A 25,882-nucleotide genomic window follows, 5' to 3' on the forward strand; every position below is an offset into this window, starting at 1 on the left:
TGTTTTTTAATAAATATTACTGTATTATTTTTTTTTCATCTCATCCAATTTGGCTTTCATCTGAGCAATTTCAGCTTCTTGCGCTTTTATAATGTCTTGGGCAAGTTGGCTTATTTCCGGATCGTGAAGATCAGCCTCTTTAGCCATGAGGATGGCTGCTGCATGGTGTGGTATCATTGATTTTAAGAATTGTTTATCTTCAACAGCTGCCTGCTCTCTTATGCAGGTAAAAAAAATAATTGCTGCAAGGCTACCTGTGATAAGTAACATTATGTTCCATCTTTTATTCATATACATACTACCCATTACAATAATCTCAATTATGAGCATTGGCATAGTCATTAGCCCTGCCATGTAAAATTGGTTTATATTGGGAATGACATTAGCAAAAATATCGACCATCGAATACATTAGTATGTACATGGAAATAAATGACAATACAATCATAATGGCTAATTTTTTGTACATTTTGAAGTCTACCTTTTTTGAATGCTGCTGTGTTGTGTGTTCCATTTTCATATTTTTAGCTTTAAAAGTTATTTTGATTTATCTATTTCCCTGAACAAAACAAGTCTAATGTTACTATAACACTGTATCGGCTTAAATGGCAAGGATTTTTTTATGCTCCTGTAGTTTTCAATGTGATATTGTAATACTTATTATTTATTTACTTTTAAGTAATAATTGTAACTCTTCAATCTGATTTTTTAATTTTTCAGTACCCTTCATTTTTTTCTGTTCTGCAATTGTTAAGGCTTTTTTTGCTGCCTCAATAGCATTGGGATAATCCTTCAGTTCTAAAGATACTTTCTGTCTTAAAGTGGGATAATAAAAATTTTCGGGATCCAATTTTTCGGCCTCAGTTAACCAGGATACTGTTTGGTTATTTGCTCTTCCCGTGGTTGAATAATAATTTGCTGCCTGAAACAATAAAGTAGCATTTTGACTTTTCTCTTTAATAATATATTTGTCAATCAGGGCTAAAATTTCTTTGTCAGCTTTGCTTTTCATTGGTATTTTAACCATAGTATTTTCCCATTCTATTTTAAGGAAACCTTCTCCTTTACTATTGATGTCATTTAATTCGATGGTAAAAGTTTCGTAGAAATTAGTTGTTTTTTCTGTGGGGACGGTAAAACGCATAACGTCTTTTTTCTCATCATAACCAGTTTCACCGTGTAAAGTACTATCACTATTTATAATGATAGTCCACTCATTTTCTGATGGAATTGAAAATATAGAGTAGGTTCCTGTTTTTAAAATATTATTTCCTAAGGTGATATCCTCATTAGTACTGATGGTCGTACAGTCACTGGCACCTGTCCGCCAGAGTTTGCCAAATGGCACCAGTTCCCCAAATATTTTTCGTCCTCTTGCCAAGGGTCTGCTATAGGCCATTTTTATTGTTGAGCTTCCAATTTCTTGTTGAAATGATGCTGAAGGGCTTGCAGGAGTAAGCTTTATTTGAACTTTTTCCTGTGCCCAAATTGATAATGATTGTATCGTGATGAAGCTCAGTAGAATTATTTTTTTCATAATTTTTAATTTTAAATTGATTTTGATATTTTTTCCATTATTGAATGGTCTGTTCCAAACTTGCAAATCGCATCACAATTGGCCCTTAGTTCAGAGAACAGGATATATTGTATATTCATTTTCGAGTTTTTTATAACGGGCCTATTTAGCTGAAGCACTACATCCTTTTCCCTGTTATTGGGAATAATAATATAAAAAACTTCCTGTCCGCTTGAAATACTAAAGTAGAGGTCAGACAAGCGCAGTATGCCGGAGTAGATACTAGTGCTCTTTTCCACTTCAAAGGCTCCTATAATTTTATTTGTGCCTTTTTCGAACCAGAGCACATCAATAAGCCTGATGGTATTTTGAGTATCCTTGTCAGTAGGCAACTCAGGGAATTTTACCAGTGAAATAAATGAGAAATTTTGTCCATTAAATGATTTGTTTTTATCATTGCTTGCCGGGGTAACATCGAAACCTAGAGAAATACCTATTTTTAGCAGATGGTATTGCATCTCACTATGCAGATTTTCCTCCAGTTTTTCTTCGAGTATTTCTCTTTGACGTTTGTATACGTTTTTTTCGAATTTTGAACGTTCTGCCTCGCTTAAATATTCATCGTTACCGATTAGCATTTTCTGGGTTCCAATTTCAAAACACAATCCTGCAATGGCACCCAAATCATTTGACAGCTGAGATTTATGCAAAGTGTTAGTTTCCATCAAAGTTTCTCTTATTTTAAGATATTCTGTCCAGCTTCCCAATTTTTTTTTGTCTTTAAAAAGAAAATTAAAACCATTGAGAATAGCAGTGTTGAATGGCGGGAACCAGGTTGGGTGTATGAAATACAAAATACTGGCAACCGCAGGCCCTAATCCTTTAATTTTTAATTCATCGAGTTTTATGATTTCTTTTACAACCTGCTCTTCAGACTTGGCATTGATACAATTTTCAAGGAATTGACCAAAAGCCAATTTATTGTTTTGATTTTCATAGATATCGGGGATGCGTAATTTGGGTTTCCAATAAAACGGATGGGAAACCCCTGCAAAGACTTGTTTTTGTTCAGCAATGCAACTCAGAACAAATTCTAAGCTGCTTTCTTTAAAATCATTAGGAAAGGTTTTCTTTTTAATATCCTCAATGACTTGTAAAACACCTCGTCTTATAGTCCGAAATGCCTTTAACCGTTGGTTGTTATCTATAAACCAGGTATTGTAGACACTTTCGTTATCGTTTTTATACTGCAGAATAATTTGTCCTAGATTGGTCATTTGTTTTAATAATAAATTATTATTTTTTAGAGTTTTAAGCTTCTCAATCGCAATGCATTGACAATAACAGATACCGAGCTAAAACTCATTGCCAGGGCAGCAATCATAGGAGAAAGTAATATTCCGAAAAACGGATATAAAACTCCCGCAGCTACTGGTACGCCTAAGACATTATAAATAAAAGCAAAGAACAGGTTTTGCTTGATGTTGCGCATTACAGCGTGGCTCAGATTTTTTGCTTTTACAATTCCTTGCAAATCTCCTTTTACCAAAGTAATCTTGGCACTTTCTATCGCAACATCTGTTCCTGTTCCCATCGCAATGCCAATGTCCGATTGTGCCAAAGCTGGCGCATCGTTTATACCATCTCCTGCCATAGCAACAACTTTTCCTTCAGCTTGTAATTTTTCTATTACTTTTAATTTGTCTTCCGGTAAACAACCTGCTTGGAAAGAGGTTAAATGCAACTCGTCAGCAACAGCTTTGGCAGTATTTACATTATCTCCCGTAAGCATAATTACTTCAACTCCTTGACTCATTAATTCTTTTATAGCAGCAGCACTGGTTTCTTTTATAGCATCGGTTATCGTTACAAATCCCACTACGTTATTATCCACAGCGATATAAGAAACTGTTTTTCCTAATTTTTGTTCGGCAATAATTTTCTCTTCAATTGTGGCAGAAATAGCTGCGCCTACTTGCTCCATTAATTTTTTATTCCCTAATGCGATCTTTTTATCAATAGCAGTTCCAATAACTCCTTTTCCTGCAATATTTTCAAAATCATCGACTTTCGTTAAAGAGACATTTTTAGCTTTTGCAAATTTCACCACGGCTTGTGCCAAAGGGTGTTCGCTATACTGATTTAAAGATGCAATGTATTGCAACAGTTCATCTTCTGAATATTGTAGTGCAACAATTTTTTCCACCGAAGGTTTCCCTTCTGTAATTGTTCCTGTTTTATCAGTAATCAGAACATTTACCTTATCCATTTTTTCTAAAGCTTCAGCATTTTTTATCAGAATTCCCGATTGAGCGCCTTTTCCAACTCCTACCATTACAGACATGGGCGTTGCCAATCCTAAAGCACAAGGACAGGCAATAATTAATACCGCAATGGCATTTATAAACCCATAGACCAATGCCGGTTCGGGACCAAATTTTGCCCAAATGAAAAAGGTAAGAATGGAAATTACAACAACAATTGGTACAAAATATTTAGCAATACTATCGGCTAGTTTTTGAATTGGTGCTCTGGAACGACTTGCATTATTAACCATCTGTATAATTTGCGAAAGCAAGGTTTCCGAACCAACTTTTTCGGCAATCATTATAAATGATTTGTTTCCGTTTATAGTTCCTGAAGACACCATATCGCCTATTTTTTTATCTACAGGAATTGGTTCACCGGTAATCATCGATTCGTCTATTGTACTTTCACCATCGGTTATTTTCCCATCCACAGGAATTTTATCTCCGGGTTTTACCCGTAATAAATTACCTTTTTTTATATCATGGATTGAGATTACTTTATCACCGCCATCAATTACCAAAGTAGCTTCGGTAGGAGCCAATTTTAATAATTCTTTTATAGCACCACTGGTTTGACTGTGCGCTCTGGCTTCAAGCAATTGTCCTAATAAAACCAAAGTCAGAATAACTGTTGTGGCCTCGAAGTACAATAGTACTGTTCCGTGCTGGGTCTTAAATTCACTTGGAAAAATGTCTGGAAAAAACATTCCAACTAAACTAAATAAAAATGCCACTCCTGTACCAATTCCGATAAGGGTAAACATATTTAAATTCCATGTGATTATTGATTTCCATGCTCGTACAAAAAATACCCAGCAGGCATAAAAGACAACAGGAAGTGATAAAATAAGCTGTACCCAATTCCATTTAGCCGCATCCATTAGTTGAAGTAGAGGATTGTTGTGTGCCATTTCTATCATGGCAATGGCGAAAACAGGAACTGTAAATACAACCGCTATTTTCATTTTCTTAACCAAACCCTTATAAATCCTTTGTTCTTCGCTTTCGCTTGGTTCCATTGGTACTAGATCCATCCCGCAAATAGGACATGATCCTGGCGCATTGGTTATAATTTCCGGATGCATAGAGCATGTGTATTGCTGAACCTGAACAGCGGGTGGTTCTTGTACCAAATGCATTCCGCATACAGGACAATCTCCCGGTTTATCATACATTTTATCGCCTTCACAATGCATCGGGCAATAGTATTTTCCACCCGCATCATTATGAGGCGCAGCTAACTTTTTATGATCAGGATCGTTAGCAGTACTACAGCATGGTTTCTCAGCTGTTTTTTCTTGCGAATGAGTCGTGTGTGTCATTTCAATGGTGTACTTTCCAACCGCAGTCAATGCTTCCTGCAGCTGTTCGGTTGCAATATGTTTTTCCATTGTAATGGTTGCCAATGGAGGATCTAAGGTAACAGTTGCCTTTATTCCCTGCACAGCATTTAATGTTTTTTCTACTTTCGTACGACATCCATCGCAAGTCATTCCCGATATTGTATAGGTGTGTGTCATAATGTTGTTTTTTTTTATAAAATTCGATGTGTTATATATTTAATATATAGAAAGTTAGCTTTTTTTTAGTAAACCTGAAATTTTGATTTGCTTAAAATGATCTTATTCCCAATAAGCTTTGATATCCATTTTTTAACACTGAAAAAAATTACAAGTAGTTTTGTTTTAGAACCTAATTATTTAATTGTTTCTTTCACCTCACCGCACTTGAGCATTTTTGCTCCAAAATAAGGATTACGTACTTCTTTGGTAGAACTAATCCATACGGCCCCCTTATTGTCAAACGCCATTGGACAATATTCCACGTACAGCTCAGCCTGGGTCATTCCTGCTTTTTTTAGCAGGTAAATGAGTTCATTGCTTAGCTTAGAATAGGCAGCCCGCTGGTTTTCAATATCAGGAGCTGAAACGATTGCTGCGGCACTTACTGCAAGAGTACTGTTGTTGCTAATTTGCCGTGCTCCCGCTTCAATCGCATTGGCCGCCAGTTTTGCTTCCGCGATATTATCTTCGGTAAGGGCTACTGTTAAATGTGCATACTGGCTGTATATCGCGTTTAAGACATCATCATTTATCCTGATTTCGGCTTCTTTTGAAATTGGGACAGAAGTTTCACTATCCTCAGGATTCTCTTGCTTTTTGTTTTCATTATTACCGCAGGCAATAAGTAAGAAGATTGATAATATCGGGATTCCTATTTTGATTATTTTTTTCATCGTCTGTTGTGAGATTGGTTATTACATTTTCATTCCTGACATTGGGTTTTTGCCTTTCTTTAATATAAATTCACTGTACAGGAGATAGGCTCCGGATGCAACAACTACATCACCTTTTTTTAAGCCGCCAGTAATTTCGACTTCATCGAAGGTTTCCGAACCAATCGCCACCATTCTAGGCTGATATTTGCCTTTTCCAATTTCAATCCAAACATGTGTGCCGCTTCCGTCTCTTATAACAGCATCCACAGGTATGGTCAATTTCATTTTCTGTTCTGAGGAAGGCAGTAAAACAATTGCCTGCTGACCTGCCTGCCATTGATTGTTTGGATTGGCAATAGTACCGCGCAGCTGTATTATCTGCTTGCTTGTCTGCAAGGCAGGATTTATAAAATCTACGGTCATTGTTTGGGGCTGATCTTCATAACCAGAGACTAAAACTTTAACCTTTTGGCCGGTTTTAATTTTACCTGCATCGGCTGGATAAACATCAGCTTCGACCCATAAACGATTGTAATCTTCTAATTTCATAATAGAGGCTCCTTCTGCTACATATTGGCCTTCCGTTATGGAAAGTTCTGCAACTATTCCTGAATTTGGAGAATAATAATCAACATAAGGGGATGCTTTTTGTTTTTTGAATAACTCATTAAGCTGGGCTTCGGACTGACCATACAATAATAGTTTTTGCTTTGCAGCATTTTTTATTTGGGCAAAGCGTTTATCCTCGGCAAAGCTTGTGGCCTGTGCTGTGGCAATGAGGTACTCCTGTTGCAGGGCTGATAGCTGCTCTGAATATATTCTGTATAAAGGCTGGCCTTTTCGAACGGGAACACCAGTTTCTTTTACATACAACTCTTCAATCCTTCCTGCCACTCGGCTTGAGATGTAAATAGTTTGCTCAGGGTCAGTAACCAAACGCCCGTTGAGACGCGATGAATTCGAAAATTCATTTTCTCCTGCAGTTATTGTAGTCAAATTGGCTAGAGCTTGCTGGCTTGGCCCCAAGGTTAGAAAGTCCTGTGAGTTGTTTTTTTCGAAGGGCACTAAATCCATTCCACAGATTGGGCATGAGCCAGGACCATCTTTTACAATTTGCGGATGCATGGGACAGGTATAGGTTTGAACTTTTTCCTGACTGACTTTTTTTTCTTCTTTTTGAACACATGCTGTAAATAGAAGTGGAAAAACCATTGCAATGAGCAAAATAGTACGAATTATTGATTTACTGTTCATGACTTAATTTTTTAATTTATTTTCTGAAGCTATCTTGATAAAACTCTCACTGTCTATCATATAGGCCGCATTGCTGGCAATACCCCAATCACTGATATCTTGATCTATTAGGACCATTCCATCAGCATTGTTTTTCGTTTTAACTTCTCTGGGAACAAACACGTCTTTTTCTTTTTTGAAAACGATGGATTTATTTCCTAGATTGAGAACGGCACTTTGCGGGAGCCACCAGCCTTTACTGACAATAGGAACGGCTGCAGTTACTAATTTTCCAGTTTGAAATTTATTATCCTGCAAATAAATCCTTGCTATAGTAAAGTTGCTTCCCTCTTTAAAGACGGGCTGAATGAGTCCGATAATACCAGTATATACGTTTTGCTTATCTGAGGGTTCATAAAACACCAGTTTTTGTCCTTTTTTAATCTGGGGTGATACCGATGGATCAAAAGCAAACTCAGCGATAAGGTTTTTGTTGGTATAGATTGTGAAGAGTGATTGTCCAGCACCAATATATTGCCCTTCTCTTAGCATAATAGCAGAGGCAGCAGGGGTAGATGCACTATTATTTGATGCTGCATTGCCACTTGAGCCCATAGCACCCATGCCATCATCTGACACCGAGCTTTGAGGTGAAGCCGCAGGAACTATTGCAGAAGCATTTGCTGTCGCAGTATTGTCTAAGATGTAGCCGGTGGCATTACTGTAAACAGGAATGCGATAGGAAATTTTACCTGTCTTTAATACCTGTTGTATTTGTTTCTGCTGCATGCCTAGCAGAGACAGTCTCTCTTTTGCTTTTTGAAGCATCGGATTGTTTGCATCAGATTGATAAATAAACAACAACTCTCTTTGCGCGGCAGCAAGGTCAGGTGAATAGATTTCCATGATTAGCTGTCCTTTTTTTATGGGCTGGTAATTGTACTTAATCAGCAGGCGCTCAATCCTTCCGCTTACCCTGCTGGAAATGCTGGTCTGCTCACGGGTATCGTAGGTAATAATTCCTTGTACCTGCAGAGAGAATATTTTAGTACCTCCCTGAGGTTTTATGACAGATATATTAGAAACGACCTGTTCATTGACGGGTTTTAAAAGGTGTTTCAGGCTGCTGTCTATAGCTGTTTCCGTACCAGGGGTATGTCTTGGAACCAATTCCATACCGCATATTGGGCAGCTGCCGGGCTTATCCTGAATAACTTCAGGATGCATCGGACAGGTATATTCCTGATTTGTAACATGCTGATGTGATGGCTTACTGTTATACTCGGTTTTCTTGTTACAGGCTGTCAATAATAATATCGAAACGAATAACAATGCGACTAACTTAGCGATAGAGTTCTTTTTCATAATCGACAATCATTTGATATAGTTTTAATTTTTCATCTAATAAGTTATTCTGCAGCATATTTAAAGCTTCCCAGGAGTCAATTACTACAGGAATCTGCAGTTTGTTTTCCTGATAGTTCAGAAAGTTTACATCCAGGGACTTTTGCATAGAAGGGATTATTTTTGTTTCGAGTCCCTGAATCCTTTTTTGCATGGTCAGTATTTCGTATTGCATACCATATAACATACCTTGGGTTTCCTGCAGCATGGCGGATTTCTCTTTCTCCATAGCCTGTACATTGTATTGCATTGCTTTGACATCTGATTTATACATTTTTGAAGACCAGGGAGCAATAGGAATAGACATCATTGCCATTACCGAATAGGCTTTGGGCATCATTTTATCAAAAGAATTCATATGATCAAACTGGATTTTAAAAGAGGGATTTTTTTCTGCTTTCATGGCCTCAATACTAAGCTGCATCGATTCAATTCCAGCATCCATCTTCTTGATATCTCCACGTACCCCTGCAAGGCTTGTGGTGTCGTGTAAAGCTGGGTTGAAGACAGGATTAATACTCGTGTCTATGGCAAAATCAGCATTGCCGGGCTGGTTCATCAAGCTGTTGAGCCATGCTCTTGCTTTTGCAATTTCACCTTCCTGCATGCGGACCATATTTTTGTTTTCTTCAATCCTTGCGTCGATCTTGTATACATTACCCAATTGCGACTGGTTGTAGGGATAGCGCACTTCCTCAATCTTTTTCATGGTCAGCATTATCTTTTCGTTCTGATCCAAAACTTTCATTCGCTGTTCGGCCACCATCCAGCTGTAGTAGAGCTGTTTGGCCTTCGATTTATAGTCGTTAAGGGTAACGGCACGGGTAGCGTTCTCAATGTTTCCTTGGGACTGGATGAATTTTTTCTTCTTGTTTAGCTTTCCTACATTGGGGATGTCCTGTTCAATTCTGAACATTAAAGATCCTTTGTCGCGGTCATCCATAACCTCCTGAAAGGGATAGGGGGTCATAAAAGTTCCCACACCCACCATTGGTGCCATCCATGCCGTTGCGGCATCGCCACTGTACTTGTATCCTTCTGCCTTTAAACTATAGCTTTGCAGGAGCACATTTTTTTTATCAATCCTTTGAAGGATTGTATCAAGAGACAAGACCTGTTTGGTCTGGCTCCATAGCTGTATGGGCAGTAAAAGCAATAGTACTGCCAGTATTTTAATGTTTGACATCATGTACTTCGAGTTTGCCATATTTTCTTAGTTCATATTCTTTGGACATTAGGAAAATAAGCGGGGTTACTAATAAGATATGCACGGCAGAGGTAAATACACCGCCAATCATAGGCAATACAATTGGTTTCATTACATCCATTCCAACACCATTGGACCACAGGACAGGTACTAATCCGAATAATGAGACGCAAACGGTCATTAGTTTTGGGCGCAATCGTTTTGCGGCGCCGTGTACCACATATTCCCTTAGATCCTCTTTAGTAATGGTTTCTCTTGAGTTTCCTTTGGCCCGGATAAGTTGCTCCATGGCATCATTGAGATAGATAACCATCACAATTCCGGTTTCCACGGCAATACCAAACAAGGCAATAAAACCTACTGCTACCGCCACTGATAGATTGACATCCCAGAAAAAAATGATATAGGCACCTCCAATTAAAGCAAAAGGAACTGTTATAAGACTTAAAAAGGCTTCCCTAAGGGAATTAAAGGCAAAATATAGGGCGAAGAAAATAATAAGCAATACTAGCGGCGCAATGACTTTAAGGGTCTTTTCTCCGCTGATCAGGTTCTCATATTGTCCGCTCCATTCTATAAAGTACCCCTCAGGAAGTATGTTTTTGGCGCTTTCCAATTTTTTCATGGCTTCCTGTACGGTTCCTCCCATATCACGATCACGTATATTGAACATGACTGCTCCGCGAAGGAGTGCATTTTCAGAACTGATCATTGGCGGTCCGTCTACGAATTTAATATCAGCAACGGCAGATAATGGCACTTCTCCAAAGGCAGGAGACTGTAAGGGAATGCGTTTAATGCGTTCCACGCTATTTCTATAATCCTGTGCCATACGCACACTTATTGAAAAACGTCTTCGTCCTTCAACAGTATTGCCAATGGATGCACCACCTAAAGCAAATTCCACGGTTTGGTTTACATCATCTACTGTTAATCCATATCGGGCCAATTCCTGGCGATTAACATCAACATCAAGGTATTTACCTCCGGTAATAGGATCCACAAATAAATCAGATACTCCCGGAGTTCCTTCTAAAGCCATTTTCACCCTTTCAGATACACGGGCAATGGTGTCGAGATTTTGTCCGTAGACTTTAATTCCTACATCAGTACGAATTCCTGTTGCCAGCATATTGATTCGGTTGATAATGGGCTGTGTCCAACCGTTTACTACACCAGGTATCTGGAGTTTGGTATCGAGTTCCTTAATAATATCTTTTTTATCTATTCCTTCACGCCACTGTGATTTTGGTTTTAGCATGATAATGGTCTCAATCATGCTCATTGGGGAATTATCCGTAGCTGTGTTAGCTCGCCCTGCCTTACCCAAAACACTTTCAACTTCAGGAACCGATTTGATTATTTTATCCTGTACCTGCAAAATGCGTTTGATTTCTCCATTAGATACATCAGGGAGGGTAACAGGCATAAATAAAATACTCTGTTCATCCAATGGCGGCATAAACTCCGTTCCCAGCCGCATCAATAATGGAATAGAAATCAATAATGCCAGAATATTGACTGCAAGAGTTGTTTTTCTCCATTTCAGAACCCAGCGTATAATTGGCTCATAACCTCTTTCCAAAAAGCGATTTACCGGATGTGCATCGGTTGGACGGAATTTTCCTTTCATAAAAAAAGAAATCAGTACCGGAGCTAATGTAAGTACCAACAGGGCATCCACAATCAGTATGAATGTTTTTGTAAAGGCTAAAGGATGGAATAGTTTTCCTTCCTGTCCGGTAAGCATAAACACAGGCAAGAAAGAGGTAATTATAATTACAGTGGCAAAGAATACGCCACGAGAAACCTGCTTGCTACTTTTCTCAATTATTTTGAGCCTTTCCTCTTCGGATATCCATTGTGGTTTTTTGCGAAATATATTTTTAATTCTTTTCATCAGAGTTTGTTTCATTTTTTTGTTCAGATTCCCATTGTGCATACCTTTGTGAGAGATGCTGGTAGGCATTTTCACTCATAATAATACCATTGTCAACTATTACTCCAATGGCAAGTGCTATACCTGTAAGTGACATAATATTGGAGGATATGTCAAAGGCATTGAGCAGTATGAAACTTGCTGCAATTGTAATTGGTATCTGGATGATAATACTCAGTGCACTACGCCAGTGAAAAAGAAAAATAATAACGATAAGGGACACTACAAGCATTTCTTCAATTAAGGTACGCTTAACCGAATCAATAGATTCTTTAATCAGATGTCCCCGGTCATATACAATATTGAATTTTACCCCTTTTGGGAGCCCTTTAGCAACTTCCTTCATTTTTTCTTTCACATTATCAATTACAGCATCTGCGTTTTCACCATAACGCATCACTACTATACCGCCAACGACTTCGCCAGTGCCATTATGATCAAAGATTCCCAATCGGGTTTCCCCGCTCATCTGAACAGTTCCTATATCGCTGACTTTTATAGGAATTCCATTTTGGTTTTTCAGCGGAATATCCTCAATCTCTTTGATGGATTTCAGATAACCGGATGTCTTAATGATATAACCAATATCACTCATGTCGAATTTTCTTCCGCCGCTTTCATTATTATTGGCACGTACAGCACTTATAACCTCCGGGACAGACAGCTTATAATATAGCAGTTTGTTTGGATCAATGGTAACCTGGTATTCTTTTTGAAATCCTCCAAAAGAAGCAATTTCACTTACTCCGGGAACATTTTGCAAAGCAAACTTGACGTACCAGTCCTGTAGGGCTCTTTGTTCGCCAAGGTCAATACCGGGTGCCTCCAAAGTATACCAGAGTATATGCCCAACCCCAGTTCCATCGGGTCCTAATTGCGGGGCAACTCCTTTGGGCAAGGTGCTGCTAATAGTACTGAGCCTTTCCAGTACTCTTGATCTTGCCCAGTATACATCAACATCATCTTCAAAAATGACATAGATAAAACTCATACCAAACATGGAAGCAGCTCTTACATATTTAATTTTGGGCAATCCCTGAAGGTTGGTAACCAAGGGATAGGTGATCTGGTCTTCAACGAGCTGTGGAGCACGTCCCATCCATTCTGTAAAAACGATTACCTGATTTTCAGATAAATCGGGAATAGCATCAATAGGATTTTTTTGAATAGAGATGATACCCCATACAAATATTCCTGCTGATAATAGTAAAACGATATAACGGTTGCGCAGCGACCATTCTATTAATTTGTGTACCATAGATTTAATTTATTTGTGCAAGACTATCGCTTACTTTTTCAATCCAATTGAGCAGTTGTTCTTTCTGAACAGTATTCAGCACTGCATTTTTATGGATCAGCGTATAGGAAGCCAAAGGCATTTCGTTAGCTTTTATCTGCTTGGCAATTCGGTCTAATTTATTTTCCTGTTTTCGTTTGGAATAACTTCCCCATTGGCTAAAATTCAAATTTTCTTTACCCTTAGTAATATGCCCCTCCATGAAAGTACGTGCCGGCTGTATGTAGGAGTACCATGGATATTGCGTGTTGCTGCTGTGACAATCATAACAGGAAGTCTGAAGAATCGTTTGTACATTTTTGGGAATGGGATAGACTCTCGAAATGTGAATTGGTAAAACCTGCCCGTAATCGGAATTTCGGGCAGGCTGATACAATTGCATCAGTAGAAAAATAATTAACCCAATAAAAAGAATCTTTCTGATGAATCGTTTCATTTTACAATTGTTTTTTCATTGAGCCGCAGGTTAGCATTTTAGAACCATAGTAAGGATTTTTTATCTCTTTTGTTTCACTGATCCAGATAGCTCCTTTCCCTGCATCATACATAGGGCAGAAGTCCTGATACAATTTTTGTTCTGACTTGAAAGATTTTATCAAATCATTCATGTCTTTACTGAGCATGGCGAAATGCTCTCTTTGGTGCTCAATATTTCCACCATTAGCTCCAATATGTTGGGCGTGTTCTTTGGCATCATCAGCTATATCAAGATATTCTGTCTTTAATTTCGCATCGATTGAATTGGGATTTACACTATTAAAAATTGTGTATAATGTATTTGCGGCATTTGCGGCACCTTTTGTATCATCTTTGGTTAATGCATTTTTTAGAGACAGGTAATTATTAACGATTTCGTTAATAGAAAATGTTGCCTGAGCAGCCTGGGTTGTTTTTGCTTCTGCGTTTTTTTCAGTAGTAGTTTGCTTTACTGGCTCGGTTAATTCCATTGCGCACTTGGAGCATTTGTCTCCTTTTTTTCCTGTAACTTCAGGATGCATGGAACAGGCATACAATTGTGATGCTGTTTCTGTTGCTTCAGAGGTAGTTGTTGCCGCTTCGGTGTTTTTTTGGTTACAAGAAACCATTACTAATGCCATTGCTATAGTGGAAAGAATTACATTTTTCATTTTTATTGTTTTTATTTTTTTTTGATTGATTATTTGATTGTTTCTATAGTTGATCCACAGCTTAACATCTGGGAGCCGTAATACGGATTCTTGATACCGCTTTCTTTGCTGAGCCAATTCGCATCAACCATTGGACAATGGTTATAATAAACCGGTTGTGGCTGATTGGCAGTTTTTATAAGATCGTAAGTGCTTTTCGATAAGTTTTTGAAGGATTCTCTTTGTTTTTTAATATCCTGGGTCTCAGAAATATTTTTTGCATCCGTAGCTAAGCTTTTCATTACATTCATCCATGTGGTATGTTCTTTGGGCTTTAGCTTGTCCATTTCAACAGCATTGATCGCATTAAGAAGCTCTTTGGATTTCATTTTGGCAGTTGTAGCATCTGTTTTCACCAAAGCATCTTTTAGCTCAAAGTAGTTCTCGAAAATGGCTTTAAAGGGACTGTCTTGTTGTGCATCTGGAAGAACTGCGGTTGTATGCTGGGAATGATCCATTTTCTCCATATCCATTTTTGATTCTTTCATTGGGACAGCCATCTTATTTGTTCTTTCATATTGGCAGCATTTTGGAAGTTTTGCATAAGCATCACCAGGAGATAAGAATTGCTCGCTGTCGTATCCCGCTAAGGCAATTCGTTTTAGGATCTCATCTTGATTTGTTTTCTTCTGGTCGTAGGTAATTGCCGCAATTTTGGTGTTTTCATCCCAGTTTACCGATGCGATGTTTTTGATGTTTCCTGCTTTTTCAATAGCAGTTTTGCACATTAGACAATTGCCATAAATTTTTGTGTTTACGGTTTTTGCATTTTTTATAGGTGCACCAAAACTTATGGCTGATAACAATATAGTAATTGCCATCAATGCTTTTTTGATTGTTTTCATTTTAAAATATTTGAAGTGGATAAAGCCTTTGAGAATTAAGCGTATAGGCGAAGTGCATAGACTACATTCTATAAAAGCAAAAAATAAAAAGTAATGAAGCGCAAAGGGCTTCCTTTTTTGACACACTTATGGCTGTCAAAAATGGTGTTTTAGCTTATTTTAGGAATAAGCCAGATGGAATAGAAACCCGATAAAGGTGAGGTTTGGGAATCGGAAAATTTTTGTTTTTGAGAAAAAACACTTATGACATTGTTTTTGAATTCCAGCTCGCTTGTAAAACAGATACCTCCATTACAAACCGAAGCACAGCTGCACATCGAATGTCCGCATTTTCCACCGCAGCCATCATGTTCTTTGCTGCCTGAATGATTTGTTTTGGAACAGCAATTATCATTATCAGCATTAGGGCCTTTTTTGGTACAGGAATGATTTACCTCAATTTTTTCACATGCAAAAGTCACTGCCGGCTTTAAAAATAAGCCCAGCATAACAATTAATATGAGGTGAAATCTGTTCATGTAAAAAATTTAATGAAAACAAAAATACTTATATTATCTTATATTTTAACAAAAAAAATGTTAAAAAGCGCAGTTCTGCAGCGGCAAATTATACTGGATAGGTTAACCTGTTGTACTGCTCATACTCTTGCTAAGGCAATAAGAGGCGCTTTGCCATTTGGGTTAGGGTAAAGGCAATACGTTCAATGAATCTTTTATTGACCTATATGCCCCATATAAATATTATCCGTTTATTTTCTCCTTATGATATTCCTCGAGCCATTTTTCCATTTTTTGCAATAGCTGGATTTCTTTAGGGTTGCCGGCCGGATCTAAAAGGCCCGTTATGGTCCTTTTGTAATTGAATTTCTTGTCCTCAAAAAGGCAGGTGAACTTAGGGAATTCATTGTGGGAGACAAGCCATTTGTTCTGATCGGTATTTGTAATTGTAAATTTTTTCATGTCTAATAATCTCCCCAAAGCTGCCTGCAGGCAAGATTGCTTTTTTTTAGGTTTTTGCTGCTGGATATAAGCGCAAAATTAGCGTATTTATTGCAGTGGTTCAAGTATCTGTTTCAGATCGGGATATTTTTTCATGCCCTTTAGTATTCGTTGATGCAGCCTGATTAATATTAAAGACGGCAGACGAATGTTAGGCCTTATGTTGCAAGTAGCATTTACTGGTAAGCCTATGGGTTTCTTAAGAGTTAATTCACCCGGGTGCTTACTGCTTTTCTTCAGGGCTATCTTTATCCATACTATCCCAATTGCTTCCCTTTTCTTTTTACCCGAGACCCAGTATGCTTTTGTTTTATTTCAGGAGCAAAGGTAGTCCGTGTCCTGAAGCCAAAGCAAGGCCGGGCCTTTCAGGTCTTGCTGAAAAATCTCCACCCCTCCGGGTTTTTCAAGCCTATAGGATACTTTTATAATACTTCGTGCTATTGAAAAGCGATTTAGATTGAGGGTTGCTAACAGCATAATTGTGTTTCCGCATATCGTAATTCATATAATGCCTATTTTTGATTATTGGGAATCCTCTTTTGTAATAGCGAAAATAATGCTATCTTTTAGGAGCTTTTCCCGCTATATGTTCCAATCTTTTGTGCCGAACCCCGGCATAAAAGGATTTCCACTGCTATCGGGGCTACGAAAGCTATAAATAGTTAGGGCCAATTTATTATTTATCATTATCTGGGGCACTTCCTGCACATTAATAGAGCTTTTATCTTAGGTGCTTTTAGTCCGTTTCGATTGCAAATTGATTTTTATAAAATGTGATGTAAAATTAAAAGGGGGTATTTTTAGTGTATACCGTATTTTTTTAATATTAGATTTGTGGCAGCGCTATAATTTCACTGTACTTATATTTGATTATTTGATCTGAATAATTCTCAATTACTGAAATAACCTGCTTAAAATAGCTTTGGAACACAATATAGGTTAATATAGTCCCAGAGCCTCTGAAGTAATAGAACGGTATGGATCAATGTTGAAAACAGATAAAATACAGAAAACTTATAATTTGTCTGTTAATTGAACATCATCTTCATTTAATTATAATTTACAGCGGAAAATAAATTGTGCTTCTCTGCTTTCTATTTTTTTTAGGTAAATATTGAATGTAGCCATACTCATGTAATTCCCTAATGCATTTATGGTAGGTGACTGGCCCTGTTATCTTTGCGATCTTCATGATTTCATATCTGTAAGCCTGAACAGGATTGGCAAACCCTTTATCGTATCTGAATTGCAATAGTGCAGCATATAACCCTATATGTGTTATACTGATACGATAATCATTTTCTATAGCCTTGAAGAAGTTGGATAAAGATTTTAAGGATTCCATAATATTATGCTTCATTAATGGACAGGAGAACTATTCCGTAAGGACAGGCTTGGCCTGCTCTGTTCGTTTTCTGCTTTCATTTGTTTTACGCTTCCCAGCGTTTTGTTTCCCAATGCAGCTGCAATTGTTATTTTTCTGGACCGGTCATCAAAAATGTTTACTGATTTATATTGGGGATTTGCTTCAATATAAAATCGATGTTCATTTCCGTCTCGTGCCATAGTTACAGCGATTCGGCTTCCTTGTTTTAAAGAATCTATCCAATTTTGTTCTTCCCTCTTGTCTAAGGTTCTTTTTAATGGCAGCTCCCTTATTACTTTTTCAAGATCATAGCCGTATCCCATGGGGAACTCTTTTATTCGATGGTTGCCCTGGGGATCTTTATCATTGAAATCAAGCTGTTGCCAGGAGGCCTTAATTTGCACCGAGCGGCCGGCTAGTAAATTGTATGCCTGGGTTAGGTCTGCAATTTCATCACCCTGCAGCTTAAAATATTGCTGTCTGTTATTTTCAGGATGTAGTTCATTTTGCAAAGTGCTTTTATACCCTTCCAATTGGTAACGGCCCGAGGTGTCCTTAGAAAAAGAAAGCTGATGATTTATTTTCTCTTTCTCGCTGATGTAATAGGACAGTGGAATACTAAACTTTTCTTGCCCCTCTCTGATATGCTGATTTATTCGGGCAGATAAATCAGGAAAACCGATTCGCTGCATCTTTGCATGCAGCAAATCGATGTTTAGTTCCAATTCTTTTGATTCCCGTCGTGCCAATGCCTGAATAAATAAGGGACTAATAACAAGTTTTCGGAAAAGCCGAACAAGCAGATTGGGATGAAGTAGCTTTATCATCCTTGCGTTTTCTTGTTTTAGAACTCTTAGCGTGAATTGTTCCTCAGTATTCTGTGTTGTTTTATACTTGGCTGCAATTCGCTGATAATCTCTCAGTTTTTCTTTAAGAAGTGACTTGTTATTCGAAAGATTAAATGAAAATACCTTAGTGAAACGATCCTCTCTAAGGCGCCACTGGTTTAATTCCGCCTCTACTCTGTTAACGGGAAACTGCTCGTTCATAACTCAACTTTTTGGTGTGCTACACTGAATTGGATTGATTTTTTCTTTTCTTCTTTCCTTCTTTAGGTAGGTCCGGACCGTCGCCGTCCTCAGCTTGGTTTTGTTTTTTATTTTCCATCTTGATCGTACTTTTTTCCCCTTCAGACTGCTTTTCATTTGCGGACTGACGAGTATCAATGCGTTTCAGATTGATATCATAGACGTTAATAGTCTTAAATTGTGGACTGGCTTCAATATATTGCTTAATCTCATTTCCTTCTTTATGGAAAGTAGCGGATTGCAGGTTTCCCTTTTTCAAAGAATTGATCAGGTCTTCTTTGTATTTTGGGGTTTCGAGTTCTTTAATTGGATGTTTGAAGAGTGCTGCTTCTAAATCATAGCCGTAATTCTGATGGTAATGGTTTAGTTTAAAGTTTCCATTAGCTTCGGATTGCTTAAAATCGATTTGAACCCAAGAATTGTAAATTTCTCCCTCCTTGTTGCTAAGATCTTTATTTACTGATCTGCCTTCCATAAGATTGTAAGCTTCTTTCATGGTTATGTTGCTGCTTTTATTGATATAAAATGTTTGCGCCAAATCTTCCTTGGAATTTTCCTTTTGCATTTCCACTTTGTAAGAATTAAAGAAATACAGGTCACTTTCTTTTGACTTATTAAAATTCAATGTAGCTGCAGCAGTATCATTGCCATATTGCGCATTATGCGTCAAAGTGAAAGTAGGCTCTTCTTTCTGCATTTTTTCTTTTAATTGAGACTCTAATGCATCTCCAAAACCAGTGTACTTTAACTGGTCGCGCAGGTATTCAAAATTTTTCTCGTTCATGATTTCAATTTTTTAATTATTAAATAGTTTATAGTTTGGGAAGTACAGTCACCTGTACCAGTTTTGTATTCTTGACATGTTCTTCTAAATGTCTGCCGCCATTTTTCTCCATTAACTGTATGACTAAATATTTTTTTTCCGGAATTGTAAATTTTGGCAGCGCAAACACAAAGATGTTTTCTGCTTCAGCTTGAATTTTATCAATATCATTGAGGATATAAATGGGCGTAATTTCAATTTCCTGTGAAGCCGTTCGTTTTACTTTTTTAGCATCACGAATAAAAAAACGAATCTGGTCGATATCGTAACTGATTTTAGAATTGTTGGTTACTTTTATCCTGTAGTACATCACCTGCTCACGAATAAAAATCCCGTTGAGCTTAAGGTCAATATCGTATTTACTTTCCTTTTGACCTCGCAGCTTTTTTTTGTCATATAGCGCTAACTTTGAATATTCCTGAATATCCTTCTCATTAGTAATTTCATCTGAAAAATAAATTTCCTGTACATCAGGCTTGGTTTTATTAAGTGTCAGATTCAGCTGTGGAAACTCTTCATTATAGTCCAATACGAAAGAGTAGAGTTTACCATCTGCAGTTACTACCGTAAGATTGGTCTGGAAAAATCCCTTTTGAGCTGCCTTAACCTGAAGGATGTTTTCAAGACCTTTAGCTTTTTGTACCAGTATTTCGGGACTTCCTTTGTCGACACTTTTTATGGCAAAAGGAAATACAATACTCGTCGTTTTTGAATAGGCTATCATTAAAGAGTCTGATTCTGTTTGGAATAAACGGTTTTTACTTGTTTGTTGTCCCAATACACTGATGGTCATAAATAATAGAGGAACCATCAACAATAGTTTTAAATTTTTCATCTGTATCATTTTTAGTTTTTAATTGGAATCTTTTTGTTTCTGTTTTTCATCACGCAGCAGTACCTTATAACCTGCTTTTACCACTACTTTAACCAGTTTTACTTTTTTGCTTAGCAGACTTTTAGCTGCTTCAATTCCTGCTCCCGCTGCTTGAGCTCCCCAGGAATCATCCAATGTTGCAACTCCTAAAGTTTGCATGGAGCGATCAGCCGAAGCTTTGGCGACATCACGATTAATGGCTCCCGGAATGTATATACCGACAAGTCCATCCATATCATAAACTGACAAGTCCACCGGAAATAGGGAGTTGTTGTATCTAATACTATTAATGTTTATTGTTAATCTTTCTCCTTTTAAGGAAGCTGTTCCAAATAAAAAATTGTCTTTTGAAATTTTAATGCCATTTATGAATATGGCGTTCATGAGTCGGAACTTAACTGTTGACCCATTTACAATTGTTTGTGTATCGTGAATCATAGCTTCCACGGCATTCTGCTCTAAATCATTATCTTCAGATTCATCTAAAGCGTAAAAACCATTCTGTTTGTACTGAGAACTTTTCAATGTTTTGTTTTGTAAAGAAGAAACAGGATCTTCATGCTCTTTGGTTGAAATAGTAAAGACTTGTCCACGCTGGGCTTCGGAAGCTTCTTTTAATTTTTCCTGTACCCTGCCCGGATGTTGGATATCCAAAATACTCTCCAGCATTCCACCGAGCTGCTGCAGTTCCGGATCCTGACTGTCCTGCTTCTCATTCATTGAGTGCATCATTTGTTCGAGCCTGTCCACATCATTGGAATGTATTGACGTTTCATTTGATTTCGTATATCTTGCATAATCCCTGTTTTGCTCTGGGAGTGATACTGGAGTATTGATTGCTTTTTGCAATGCTTCCAATTTTTGATGCACTTTTTTTTCGTTTGGATCGCGGTAAACGGATTTATTTAAACCATGTTGTTCTTTTCCTGGAGTAACAGCACTGCTGTCCTGAGTGGAATCAATCTGAAAGGACTGGCTTAAATAGTTGGGATCTTTTCGGAGAAGTTCATCAAGCTTTGCTGAATCAAGAGCAGCCAGATCGTAGTAATTCATTTTATCGAGCGGAATTCCTTCTTTCAGGTTCGCATTGGGAAGTTTTAGATTAAAACCTTTTTGCTGAGGTTCTGCCGGGTTGGCAGCATCCATTTTTCCACCGCCTAATGCCCAAAATAGGGCAGTCAGAAATGGCAACGCCAATATTGGCAGTATCAGGAGCATCTTGCGATGCTTTAAGGCCTTTAATGATTTTGTGTTTTGTTCCATGATATTAATTTTTAAGATGTGAGTAATAATAATTTTCTAGTATTGTTAAACTGTCCAGAAGTCCGGGACGGTCAGAGACAATACTGTCATACGTTTTTTTTCCTGCCGGACTTCGGCCCAGACTATCCATATATTTCCTAAAACCTTTAATTTTTTCAAATGCAGTTTCGCTAATACTTGTATTGAGTTGGGGAGGCTTTTCTTTTGTGGGTACCAGATTGGTTGGTTTGGTAATCGGGGTTACTGTTATATTTCTATTTGTATTACCTGAAAAACTATTAACGATCAGGTATATACTGCAAGTAGTTGTAAATACTATAAAACACAACAGAATCACAATCCAATTAAGACGCGAAAAATGAGCTGTTTTGCATTCAAGCCAATTGGCACATTTATACTGCAATCGCAGATTAGCCTGGTCAAACTTTTGCCACAGGTTATTTTGAGCAGTTCCAGGAACATCGCTCTCTTTGATATTTCGTTTAAAAGTGAATTTCATGATTGCAGCTTTATTATTTTCTGTTTTCGGTACTTATGTCCCTGTTCTCAATAGTATTCCATCGCTCGATTAAAAAGCCATGGGGATTGTTGTCACTTCTCGATACATTACGAAGGTTGCCTTCCGTTATAAGGTTTCGATGCGCAATGCTGGTGGTACGAATGATATTTTGAGTAGCGTAACATCGGAATCCATACGGATAGCGGTTAAGGTCAATAGTCACACTGTCAATTTGTATGGTCTGGCTGACGTTCCCGGATATAATGCCGGAGTAGTAACCGTTTTCCTTTAAATCATCATAGACACGTTTGGCACTGTCATCGGCCAGATACAGCGCCTTTGTTACATTGCTTTTAATGACTTTATCATCCGGGTCAAGTGTGAAAAACAGCTTATGGAACGTTTTTACATGATCCCTGGCCTCCACTGGAATATTATCTTTTCGGTCCGAAGCATAGGCTTCCAGCGCCTTTCCGTTAGCCAGTATATAAACCTTATTCTGCATTTTAGACACCAGCGAAAAGCTCTTATAAAGTGAAAAGCAGCTTATAAGGATGCACCCTGTAATAACCAGCATAGTAAATCCGCGAACATGCCGAAAGGCAGTATCAATATTTTTCATTTTGCTAAACATAAACTTAGAATTTAGGGTTAAGATTTGCCTTTTAATTTATCGGCCATATAATTATCCTTGTCCTTGAAGTAAGGCGCAGCATTACCGGAATCATACATGCTTTGGTACATACGTCCGGCAGCATTCCCCATAGCATCCGCTGCCATTGCTGTCCCTTGAGATGTAGTATTGACAATGGAAGTTGTAGAATTACTAAACATACTAGTCACTTTTTGTCCGAGTGCACCGCCACCGCCGGCATGAACAATATAATTGGCAACAGAGGGAACAGTGAAATAGCCTATAATTCCAATAATCATAAAGACCAAGTAGGCAACATCAGTTCTGCTAAAGAAAGTATCTCCATATTCTCCAGCTTGCGCAATATCAATCTTTAGCATATTCTCCTGAATTTTTCCAATGATGCTTCCAAATATGTTAGCCACAGGAAGCCACAGATAGATATTGATGTAACGTGCCAGCCAGACGGTAAGGGTGTGTTGAAAACCATCGAAGACCGAAATGCCAAAAACGATTGGACCTAAAATAGAAAGTACCACCAATTGAAAAGTCCGCAGCGTATCGATGCACAGGGAAGCAGCTTCAAATAATACGCGCAGTACCTCGCTCATCCACTCCTTTACTGAATTTCGGAAATTATAAGAGGCCTTGCTCATGGCAAATTTGATATCATTTCCAATACCATCGAGCATTCCCTGCCCACTTGGATCTGCATCATCATGGGTATAGCGGTACCATTTATCCTGGTCGCCGCTTCCAGTAGAACCCACATACATTTTCCAGGGATCTGTTTCTTTGAGTGCTTCTTCTTTATCTTTAAGCAGTCTTTCAATCGCTTTGTTGGATCCTTCTACCATTGCAGAAGTTGCTGTAACGGTAGGTTTCATGACACCATTTATCATATAGAGGACAGAGGGAAAAATCATAATGCAAAATCCGATAACAAAGGGACGAAAGAGCGGGTAAAAATCTATGGGTTCAGCACTGGCTATATGTCGCCAGACTCTTGAGGCGATATACCAAATAGCTGCAAAACCGGCAAGTCCCTGTCCCACGCCAATCAGGTTACTGCATAAAGGCATCATTTCATCATACAATTTTTCCAGTACACTATGCAGGCCGTTCATGTCTTCAGCAATTCCTTGTGCGTGAATGGTAAATGGCATTATCATTGCAAAAAGAGCAAGTAGTAATGGCTTACTTATCTTTATCATAACCGTTAGATTTAATTATTTAGCTTATAAATACTGCGCATTGCGCGGGTATCATTGCGCTCTTTTGCACGCTGCAGAGCCAGTACCGCAGTATTATTGTTGAAGTTTCTCAGGAATAAAAGTTTGTCCTGCATATCGGCATATATTTTGTCAATAGAGGCCAGCCTTTCATCATCTGACATTCGCATTTTATTTGCGGTAATCACAGAGGTCAGTTCATCAAGATTTCTGAGGCTTTGCTTAAAAAGATTATCGTACACCTTTTCGAAATATTCAATTTCTTCAGCATTGAAATTTTTACTGTCCCTAAAGCGACTAAAAGCGGACTTGTATTCTTTTACCAGCAGCACCTGATAATTCACAATGTCGCCAATACGCCTGTAATTCTTAACTGTGGGACTGACTTGCATCAGCGCATCAAGAAATGTTTCATGAAGGCTGAAATTACCTTCAGACAAATCCTTTACCGTATTATAACCTCCATTAAGTATTTCATAGCCCTTTTTCATATCCTTTAGAATCTGTTTGAACTGGGCCAGCTTCTCTATGTTCAAAATCAATTGTTGGATTTCCTGTTTTTGGGCTGTAATCTGCGATGGGAATAAGAGTCCCATAAATACCATTCCTGTAATCAGTAATTTTTTCATGGCAAATCAGTATTTATGCCGTTTAGGTCACGGCTGTTTTTTGCTTCTTGCAATTCGGCTGCTCTCGATACAGCCAGGATTTTAGCTTGATTACTGAAGCTCTCAGAGAAAGCATAGTTATCAAGCATATTCCGGTAAATCATATCAATACGTTTCATTCGCTCATCATCTTTCATTTCTAACTTTCCGTCCGTAATAATTGTTAGAAGTTCATCCAGATTGGTATCACAATTTTTGATTAACCTTTCAAAGACCCTTTTGATATAATCGACTTCATCTCCATGAAACAAATCATCGTGCCGGATTTGCTGATGTAAGCTCTTATAACTTTTGATGATTTTTAATTGCAGCCCGATAATTTCTGTTACCCTTGCATACTTTTTTATTTTCGGATTGACGGCCTTGAGCGAATTCAGGTAATCGCTATGAAGATTAAATTCTCCACGTTTGAAATCTCCTATGGTATTCAAGCCTTTTTTGACGGCGGAATAGCCTTTTTGAGCATATCCGATATAGACCTGCAAGGCTGCTATTTGCTGTAAAAGCATCCTTTGCTGTTTTGCCTGTGCCTGAAGATTCCCTGTGGTCAGTGCAGTAAAAAGCACCAGTAAGAATATTTTTTTCATGATTTTATTGCTTGTTTACGGAATTCCGTAAAATTGTTTAACGGATTTGACATCATGCTCTGTTTTGGCCCTTTGAAGACTCAGCAGTATATTCTGCCTGTTGAAGAGCGTCAGGTCATCATAATTGGCATCAATCTGATCTGCAGCAGCATTTATGATCTCCAGTCTTTTGGCATCACTCATCTGTGTGGTGAAAGAATCCAACACAAGGAAAATCTGATCAATGTTTTTCAGGCTTTCATCGAGTATCCCGGAATACACACTTTGCATATAATCGAGTTCACTGGAATTAAAATGAGCATCCTTTTGAAACAAGCTCCAGGCTCTTTCGTATTCATCTACCAAACGAACCTGCTTTTTGCTGATGTCCTTGATACGCTGGTAATAGGTAATGATGGATTTGACTTTTGCCAGTTCCTGGTAATAATTCCTGTAAAGTTCTTTTTGTTTCTGGGTCCAATCGGAAATCTCATCCAGCTTTAGTTTGGAGAGGATATTTTCTATTTTTTTCTGCGCATTCTGCAGCCAGATCGTTTTGTTCTGCAGTTTTTGGATCCTCAGGTCAATAGCCTTAATTACCTTTTTGGCAACTGCTTTTACGATTTCCAAAATTGGTATTGCCGCAACCGTTGCCGGTTTTGCCGGAGTGCTGATCAGTAAAAAGCACAACAGGCAAACCATGATTTTCTTTTTTGCTTTCATAATTATTGTTGTTGG

Annotated in this window: 24 protein-coding genes; all 24 read right to left on the reverse strand. The window is 38.1% G+C overall.

Annotation, left to right across the window (positions count from 1 at the left end; genetic code table 11):
* Window positions 1-24: 24 nt before the first annotated feature.
* Window positions 25-513, reverse strand: coding sequence for a DUF305 domain-containing protein (locus GON26_RS11095; protein ID WP_230407922.1), 489 nt, complete (start codon window positions 511-513; stop codon window positions 25-27).
* Between the two features lie 150 nt (window positions 514-663).
* Window positions 664-1,536: a DUF2911 domain-containing protein gene (locus GON26_RS11100; RefSeq protein ID WP_160374884.1), complete on the reverse strand. Its 873-nt coding sequence runs from the start codon at window positions 1,534-1,536 to the stop codon at window positions 664-666.
* A gap of 11 nt (window positions 1,537-1,547) precedes the next feature.
* A complete protein-coding gene (locus GON26_RS11105; protein ID WP_160374885.1) occupies window positions 1,548-2,792 on the reverse strand; it encodes a hypothetical protein in 1,245 nt (414 codons plus the stop codon).
* Window positions 2,793-2,818: 26 nt separating this feature from the next.
* A complete protein-coding gene (locus tag GON26_RS11110) occupies window positions 2,819-5,344 on the reverse strand; it encodes a heavy metal translocating P-type ATPase (protein ID WP_160374886.1) in 2,526 nt (841 codons plus the stop codon).
* A 176-nt stretch (window positions 5,345-5,520) separates the two neighbouring features.
* Window positions 5,521-6,060: a DUF3347 domain-containing protein gene (locus GON26_RS11115; protein WP_089055915.1), complete on the reverse strand. Its 540-nt coding sequence runs from the start codon at window positions 6,058-6,060 to the stop codon at window positions 5,521-5,523.
* A 21-nt stretch (window positions 6,061-6,081) separates the two neighbouring features.
* Entirely contained in the window at window positions 6,082-7,296 is a 1,215-nt protein-coding gene (locus tag GON26_RS11120) for an efflux RND transporter periplasmic adaptor subunit (RefSeq protein WP_089055914.1), read from the reverse strand.
* Between the two features lie 3 nt (window positions 7,297-7,299).
* The gene (locus GON26_RS11125) at window positions 7,300-8,640 is read right to left on the reverse strand and encodes an efflux RND transporter periplasmic adaptor subunit (protein WP_160374887.1); all 1,341 of its coding nucleotides are present in this window, start codon (window positions 8,638-8,640) and stop codon (window positions 7,300-7,302) included.
* Window positions 8,618-9,886 (reverse strand): TolC family protein, encoded by a 1,269-nt coding sequence (locus GON26_RS11130; RefSeq protein WP_272092506.1) that lies wholly within the window; start codon window positions 9,884-9,886, stop codon window positions 8,618-8,620. Before GON26_RS11130 ends, GON26_RS11125 begins: the two co-directional genes overlap by 23 nt.
* Window positions 9,852-11,855: an efflux RND transporter permease subunit gene (locus GON26_RS11135; RefSeq protein ID WP_230407923.1), complete on the reverse strand. Its 2,004-nt coding sequence runs from the start codon at window positions 11,853-11,855 to the stop codon at window positions 9,852-9,854. The genes GON26_RS11130 and GON26_RS11135 overlap by 35 nt, the downstream gene beginning before the upstream one ends.
* A complete protein-coding gene (locus GON26_RS11140; RefSeq protein WP_089055911.1) occupies window positions 11,773-13,083 on the reverse strand; it encodes an efflux RND transporter permease subunit in 1,311 nt (436 codons plus the stop codon). Before GON26_RS11140 ends, GON26_RS11135 begins: the two co-directional genes overlap by 83 nt.
* A 4-nt stretch (window positions 13,084-13,087) precedes the next feature.
* Window positions 13,088-13,558, reverse strand: coding sequence for a heme-binding domain-containing protein (locus GON26_RS11145; protein WP_035650032.1), 471 nt, complete (start codon window positions 13,556-13,558; stop codon window positions 13,088-13,090).
* 1 nt (window position 13,559) lies between these two features.
* The gene (locus GON26_RS11150; RefSeq protein ID WP_160374888.1) at window positions 13,560-14,249 is read right to left on the reverse strand and encodes a DUF3347 domain-containing protein; all 690 of its coding nucleotides are present in this window, start codon (window positions 14,247-14,249) and stop codon (window positions 13,560-13,562) included.
* 29 nt (window positions 14,250-14,278) lie between these two features.
* On the reverse strand, window positions 14,279-15,133 hold the full coding sequence (locus GON26_RS11155; RefSeq protein WP_160374889.1) for a DUF3347 domain-containing protein: 855 nt from the start codon (window positions 15,131-15,133) through the stop codon (window positions 14,279-14,281).
* Between the two features lie 149 nt (window positions 15,134-15,282).
* A complete protein-coding gene (locus GON26_RS11160) occupies window positions 15,283-15,651 on the reverse strand; it encodes a hypothetical protein (protein ID WP_160374890.1) in 369 nt (122 codons plus the stop codon).
* A 1,839-nt stretch (window positions 15,652-17,490) separates the two neighbouring features.
* Window positions 17,491-18,546 (reverse strand): hypothetical protein, encoded by a 1,056-nt coding sequence (locus GON26_RS11165; protein WP_160374891.1) that lies wholly within the window; start codon window positions 18,544-18,546, stop codon window positions 17,491-17,493.
* Between the two features lie 19 nt (window positions 18,547-18,565).
* Window positions 18,566-19,369, reverse strand: a complete 804-nt coding sequence (locus GON26_RS11170; protein WP_160374892.1) for a hypothetical protein — start codon at window positions 19,367-19,369, stop codon at window positions 18,566-18,568.
* Between the two features lie 28 nt (window positions 19,370-19,397).
* Window positions 19,398-20,243 carry a conjugative transposon protein TraN gene (gene traN, locus GON26_RS11175; RefSeq protein WP_160374893.1) on the reverse strand — a complete coding sequence of 282 codons (846 nt, stop codon included), beginning with the start codon at window positions 20,241-20,243 and terminating at the stop codon, window positions 19,398-19,400.
* Between the two features lie 18 nt (window positions 20,244-20,261).
* On the reverse strand, window positions 20,262-21,500 hold the full coding sequence (traM, locus tag GON26_RS11180) for a conjugative transposon protein TraM (RefSeq protein ID WP_317164704.1): 1,239 nt from the start codon (window positions 21,498-21,500) through the stop codon (window positions 20,262-20,264).
* 49 nt (window positions 21,501-21,549) lie between these two features.
* Entirely contained in the window at window positions 21,550-22,044 is a 495-nt protein-coding gene (locus tag GON26_RS11185) for a hypothetical protein (protein ID WP_160374895.1), read from the reverse strand.
* 13 nt (window positions 22,045-22,057) lie between these two features.
* The gene (gene traK / locus GON26_RS11190) at window positions 22,058-22,666 is read right to left on the reverse strand and encodes a conjugative transposon protein TraK (protein WP_230407925.1); all 609 of its coding nucleotides are present in this window, start codon (window positions 22,664-22,666) and stop codon (window positions 22,058-22,060) included.
* Window positions 22,667-22,695: 29 nt separating this feature from the next.
* A complete protein-coding gene (gene traJ / locus GON26_RS11195) occupies window positions 22,696-23,892 on the reverse strand; it encodes a conjugative transposon protein TraJ (protein ID WP_160374897.1) in 1,197 nt (398 codons plus the stop codon).
* An 11-nt stretch (window positions 23,893-23,903) separates the two neighbouring features.
* Complete coding sequence (locus GON26_RS11200) at window positions 23,904-24,539, reverse strand: TerB family tellurite resistance protein (protein ID WP_160374898.1); 636 nt, start codon at window positions 24,537-24,539, stop codon at window positions 23,904-23,906.
* Window positions 24,536-25,165: a hypothetical protein gene (locus tag GON26_RS11205; RefSeq protein ID WP_160374899.1), complete on the reverse strand. Its 630-nt coding sequence runs from the start codon at window positions 25,163-25,165 to the stop codon at window positions 24,536-24,538. The genes GON26_RS11200 and GON26_RS11205 overlap by 4 nt, the downstream gene beginning before the upstream one ends.
* A gap of 15 nt (window positions 25,166-25,180) precedes the next feature.
* A complete protein-coding gene (locus GON26_RS11210) occupies window positions 25,181-25,867 on the reverse strand; it encodes a conjugal transfer protein TraI (protein WP_160374900.1) in 687 nt (228 codons plus the stop codon).
* Window positions 25,868-25,882: the final 15 nt, after the last annotated feature.

Source organism: Flavobacterium hydrocarbonoxydans (assembly GCF_009789235.1).
Taxonomy (GTDB): Bacteria; Bacteroidota; Bacteroidia; order Flavobacteriales; family Flavobacteriaceae; genus Flavobacterium; species Flavobacterium hydrocarbonoxydans.

What these genes read in the sequence shown, in the direction of transcription:
- GON26_RS11140 (WP_089055911.1), bottom strand. Translation starts at nt 13,083, where the DNA reads ATGGTACACAAATTAATAGAATGGTCGCTGCGCAACCGTTATATCGTT.
- GON26_RS11210 (WP_160374900.1), bottom strand. Translation starts at nt 25,867, where the DNA reads ATGAAAGCAAAAAAGAAAATCATGGTTTGCCTGTTGTGCTTTTTACTG.
- GON26_RS11120 (WP_089055914.1), bottom strand. Translation starts at nt 7,296, where the DNA reads ATGAACAGTAAATCAATAATTCGTACTATTTTGCTCATTGCAATGGTT.
- GON26_RS11155 (WP_160374889.1), bottom strand. Translation starts at nt 15,133, where the DNA reads ATGAAAACAATCAAAAAAGCATTGATGGCAATTACTATATTGTTATCA.
- traJ (WP_160374897.1), bottom strand. Translation starts at nt 23,892, where the DNA reads ATGATAAAGATAAGTAAGCCATTACTACTTGCTCTTTTTGCAATGATA.
- GON26_RS11105 (WP_160374885.1), bottom strand. Translation starts at nt 2,792, where the DNA reads ATGACCAATCTAGGACAAATTATTCTGCAGTATAAAAACGATAACGAA.
- GON26_RS11095 (WP_230407922.1), bottom strand. Translation starts at nt 513, where the DNA reads ATGGAACACACAACACAGCAGCATTCAAAAAAGGTAGACTTCAAAATG.
- traM (WP_317164704.1), bottom strand. Translation starts at nt 21,500, where the DNA reads ATGCTCCTGATACTGCCAATATTGGCGTTGCCATTTCTGACTGCCCTA.
- GON26_RS11145 (WP_035650032.1), bottom strand. Translation starts at nt 13,558, where the DNA reads ATGAAACGATTCATCAGAAAGATTCTTTTTATTGGGTTAATTATTTTT.
- GON26_RS11170 (WP_160374892.1), bottom strand. Translation starts at nt 19,369, where the DNA reads ATGAACGAGAAAAATTTTGAATACCTGCGCGACCAGTTAAAGTACACT.
- GON26_RS11110 (WP_160374886.1), bottom strand. Translation starts at nt 5,344, where the DNA reads ATGACACACACCTATACAATATCGGGAATGACTTGCGATGGATGTCGT.
- GON26_RS11125 (WP_160374887.1), bottom strand. Translation starts at nt 8,640, where the DNA reads ATGAAAAAGAACTCTATCGCTAAGTTAGTCGCATTGTTATTCGTTTCG.
- GON26_RS11115 (WP_089055915.1), bottom strand. Translation starts at nt 6,060, where the DNA reads ATGAAAAAAATAATCAAAATAGGAATCCCGATATTATCAATCTTCTTA.
- GON26_RS11200 (WP_160374898.1), bottom strand. Translation starts at nt 24,539, where the DNA reads ATGAAAAAATTACTGATTACAGGAATGGTATTTATGGGACTCTTATTC.
- GON26_RS11165 (WP_160374891.1), bottom strand. Translation starts at nt 18,546, where the DNA reads ATGAACGAGCAGTTTCCCGTTAACAGAGTAGAGGCGGAATTAAACCAG.
- traK (WP_230407925.1), bottom strand. Translation starts at nt 22,666, where the DNA reads ATGAAAAATATTGATACTGCCTTTCGGCATGTTCGCGGATTTACTATG.
- GON26_RS11150 (WP_160374888.1), bottom strand. Translation starts at nt 14,249, where the DNA reads ATGAAAAATGTAATTCTTTCCACTATAGCAATGGCATTAGTAATGGTT.
- GON26_RS11160 (WP_160374890.1), bottom strand. Translation starts at nt 15,651, where the DNA reads ATGAACAGATTTCACCTCATATTAATTGTTATGCTGGGCTTATTTTTA.
- GON26_RS11130 (WP_272092506.1), bottom strand. Translation starts at nt 9,886, where the DNA reads ATGGCAAACTCGAAGTACATGATGTCAAACATTAAAATACTGGCAGTA.
- GON26_RS11100 (WP_160374884.1), bottom strand. Translation starts at nt 1,536, where the DNA reads ATGAAAAAAATAATTCTACTGAGCTTCATCACGATACAATCATTATCA.
- traN (WP_160374893.1), bottom strand. Translation starts at nt 20,243, where the DNA reads ATGAAAAATTTAAAACTATTGTTGATGGTTCCTCTATTATTTATGACC.
- GON26_RS11205 (WP_160374899.1), bottom strand. Translation starts at nt 25,165, where the DNA reads ATGAAAAAAATATTCTTACTGGTGCTTTTTACTGCACTGACCACAGGG.
- GON26_RS11135 (WP_230407923.1), bottom strand. Translation starts at nt 11,855, where the DNA reads ATGCCTACCAGCATCTCTCACAAAGGTATGCACAATGGGAATCTGAAC.
- GON26_RS11185 (WP_160374895.1), bottom strand. Translation starts at nt 22,044, where the DNA reads ATGAAATTCACTTTTAAACGAAATATCAAAGAGAGCGATGTTCCTGGA.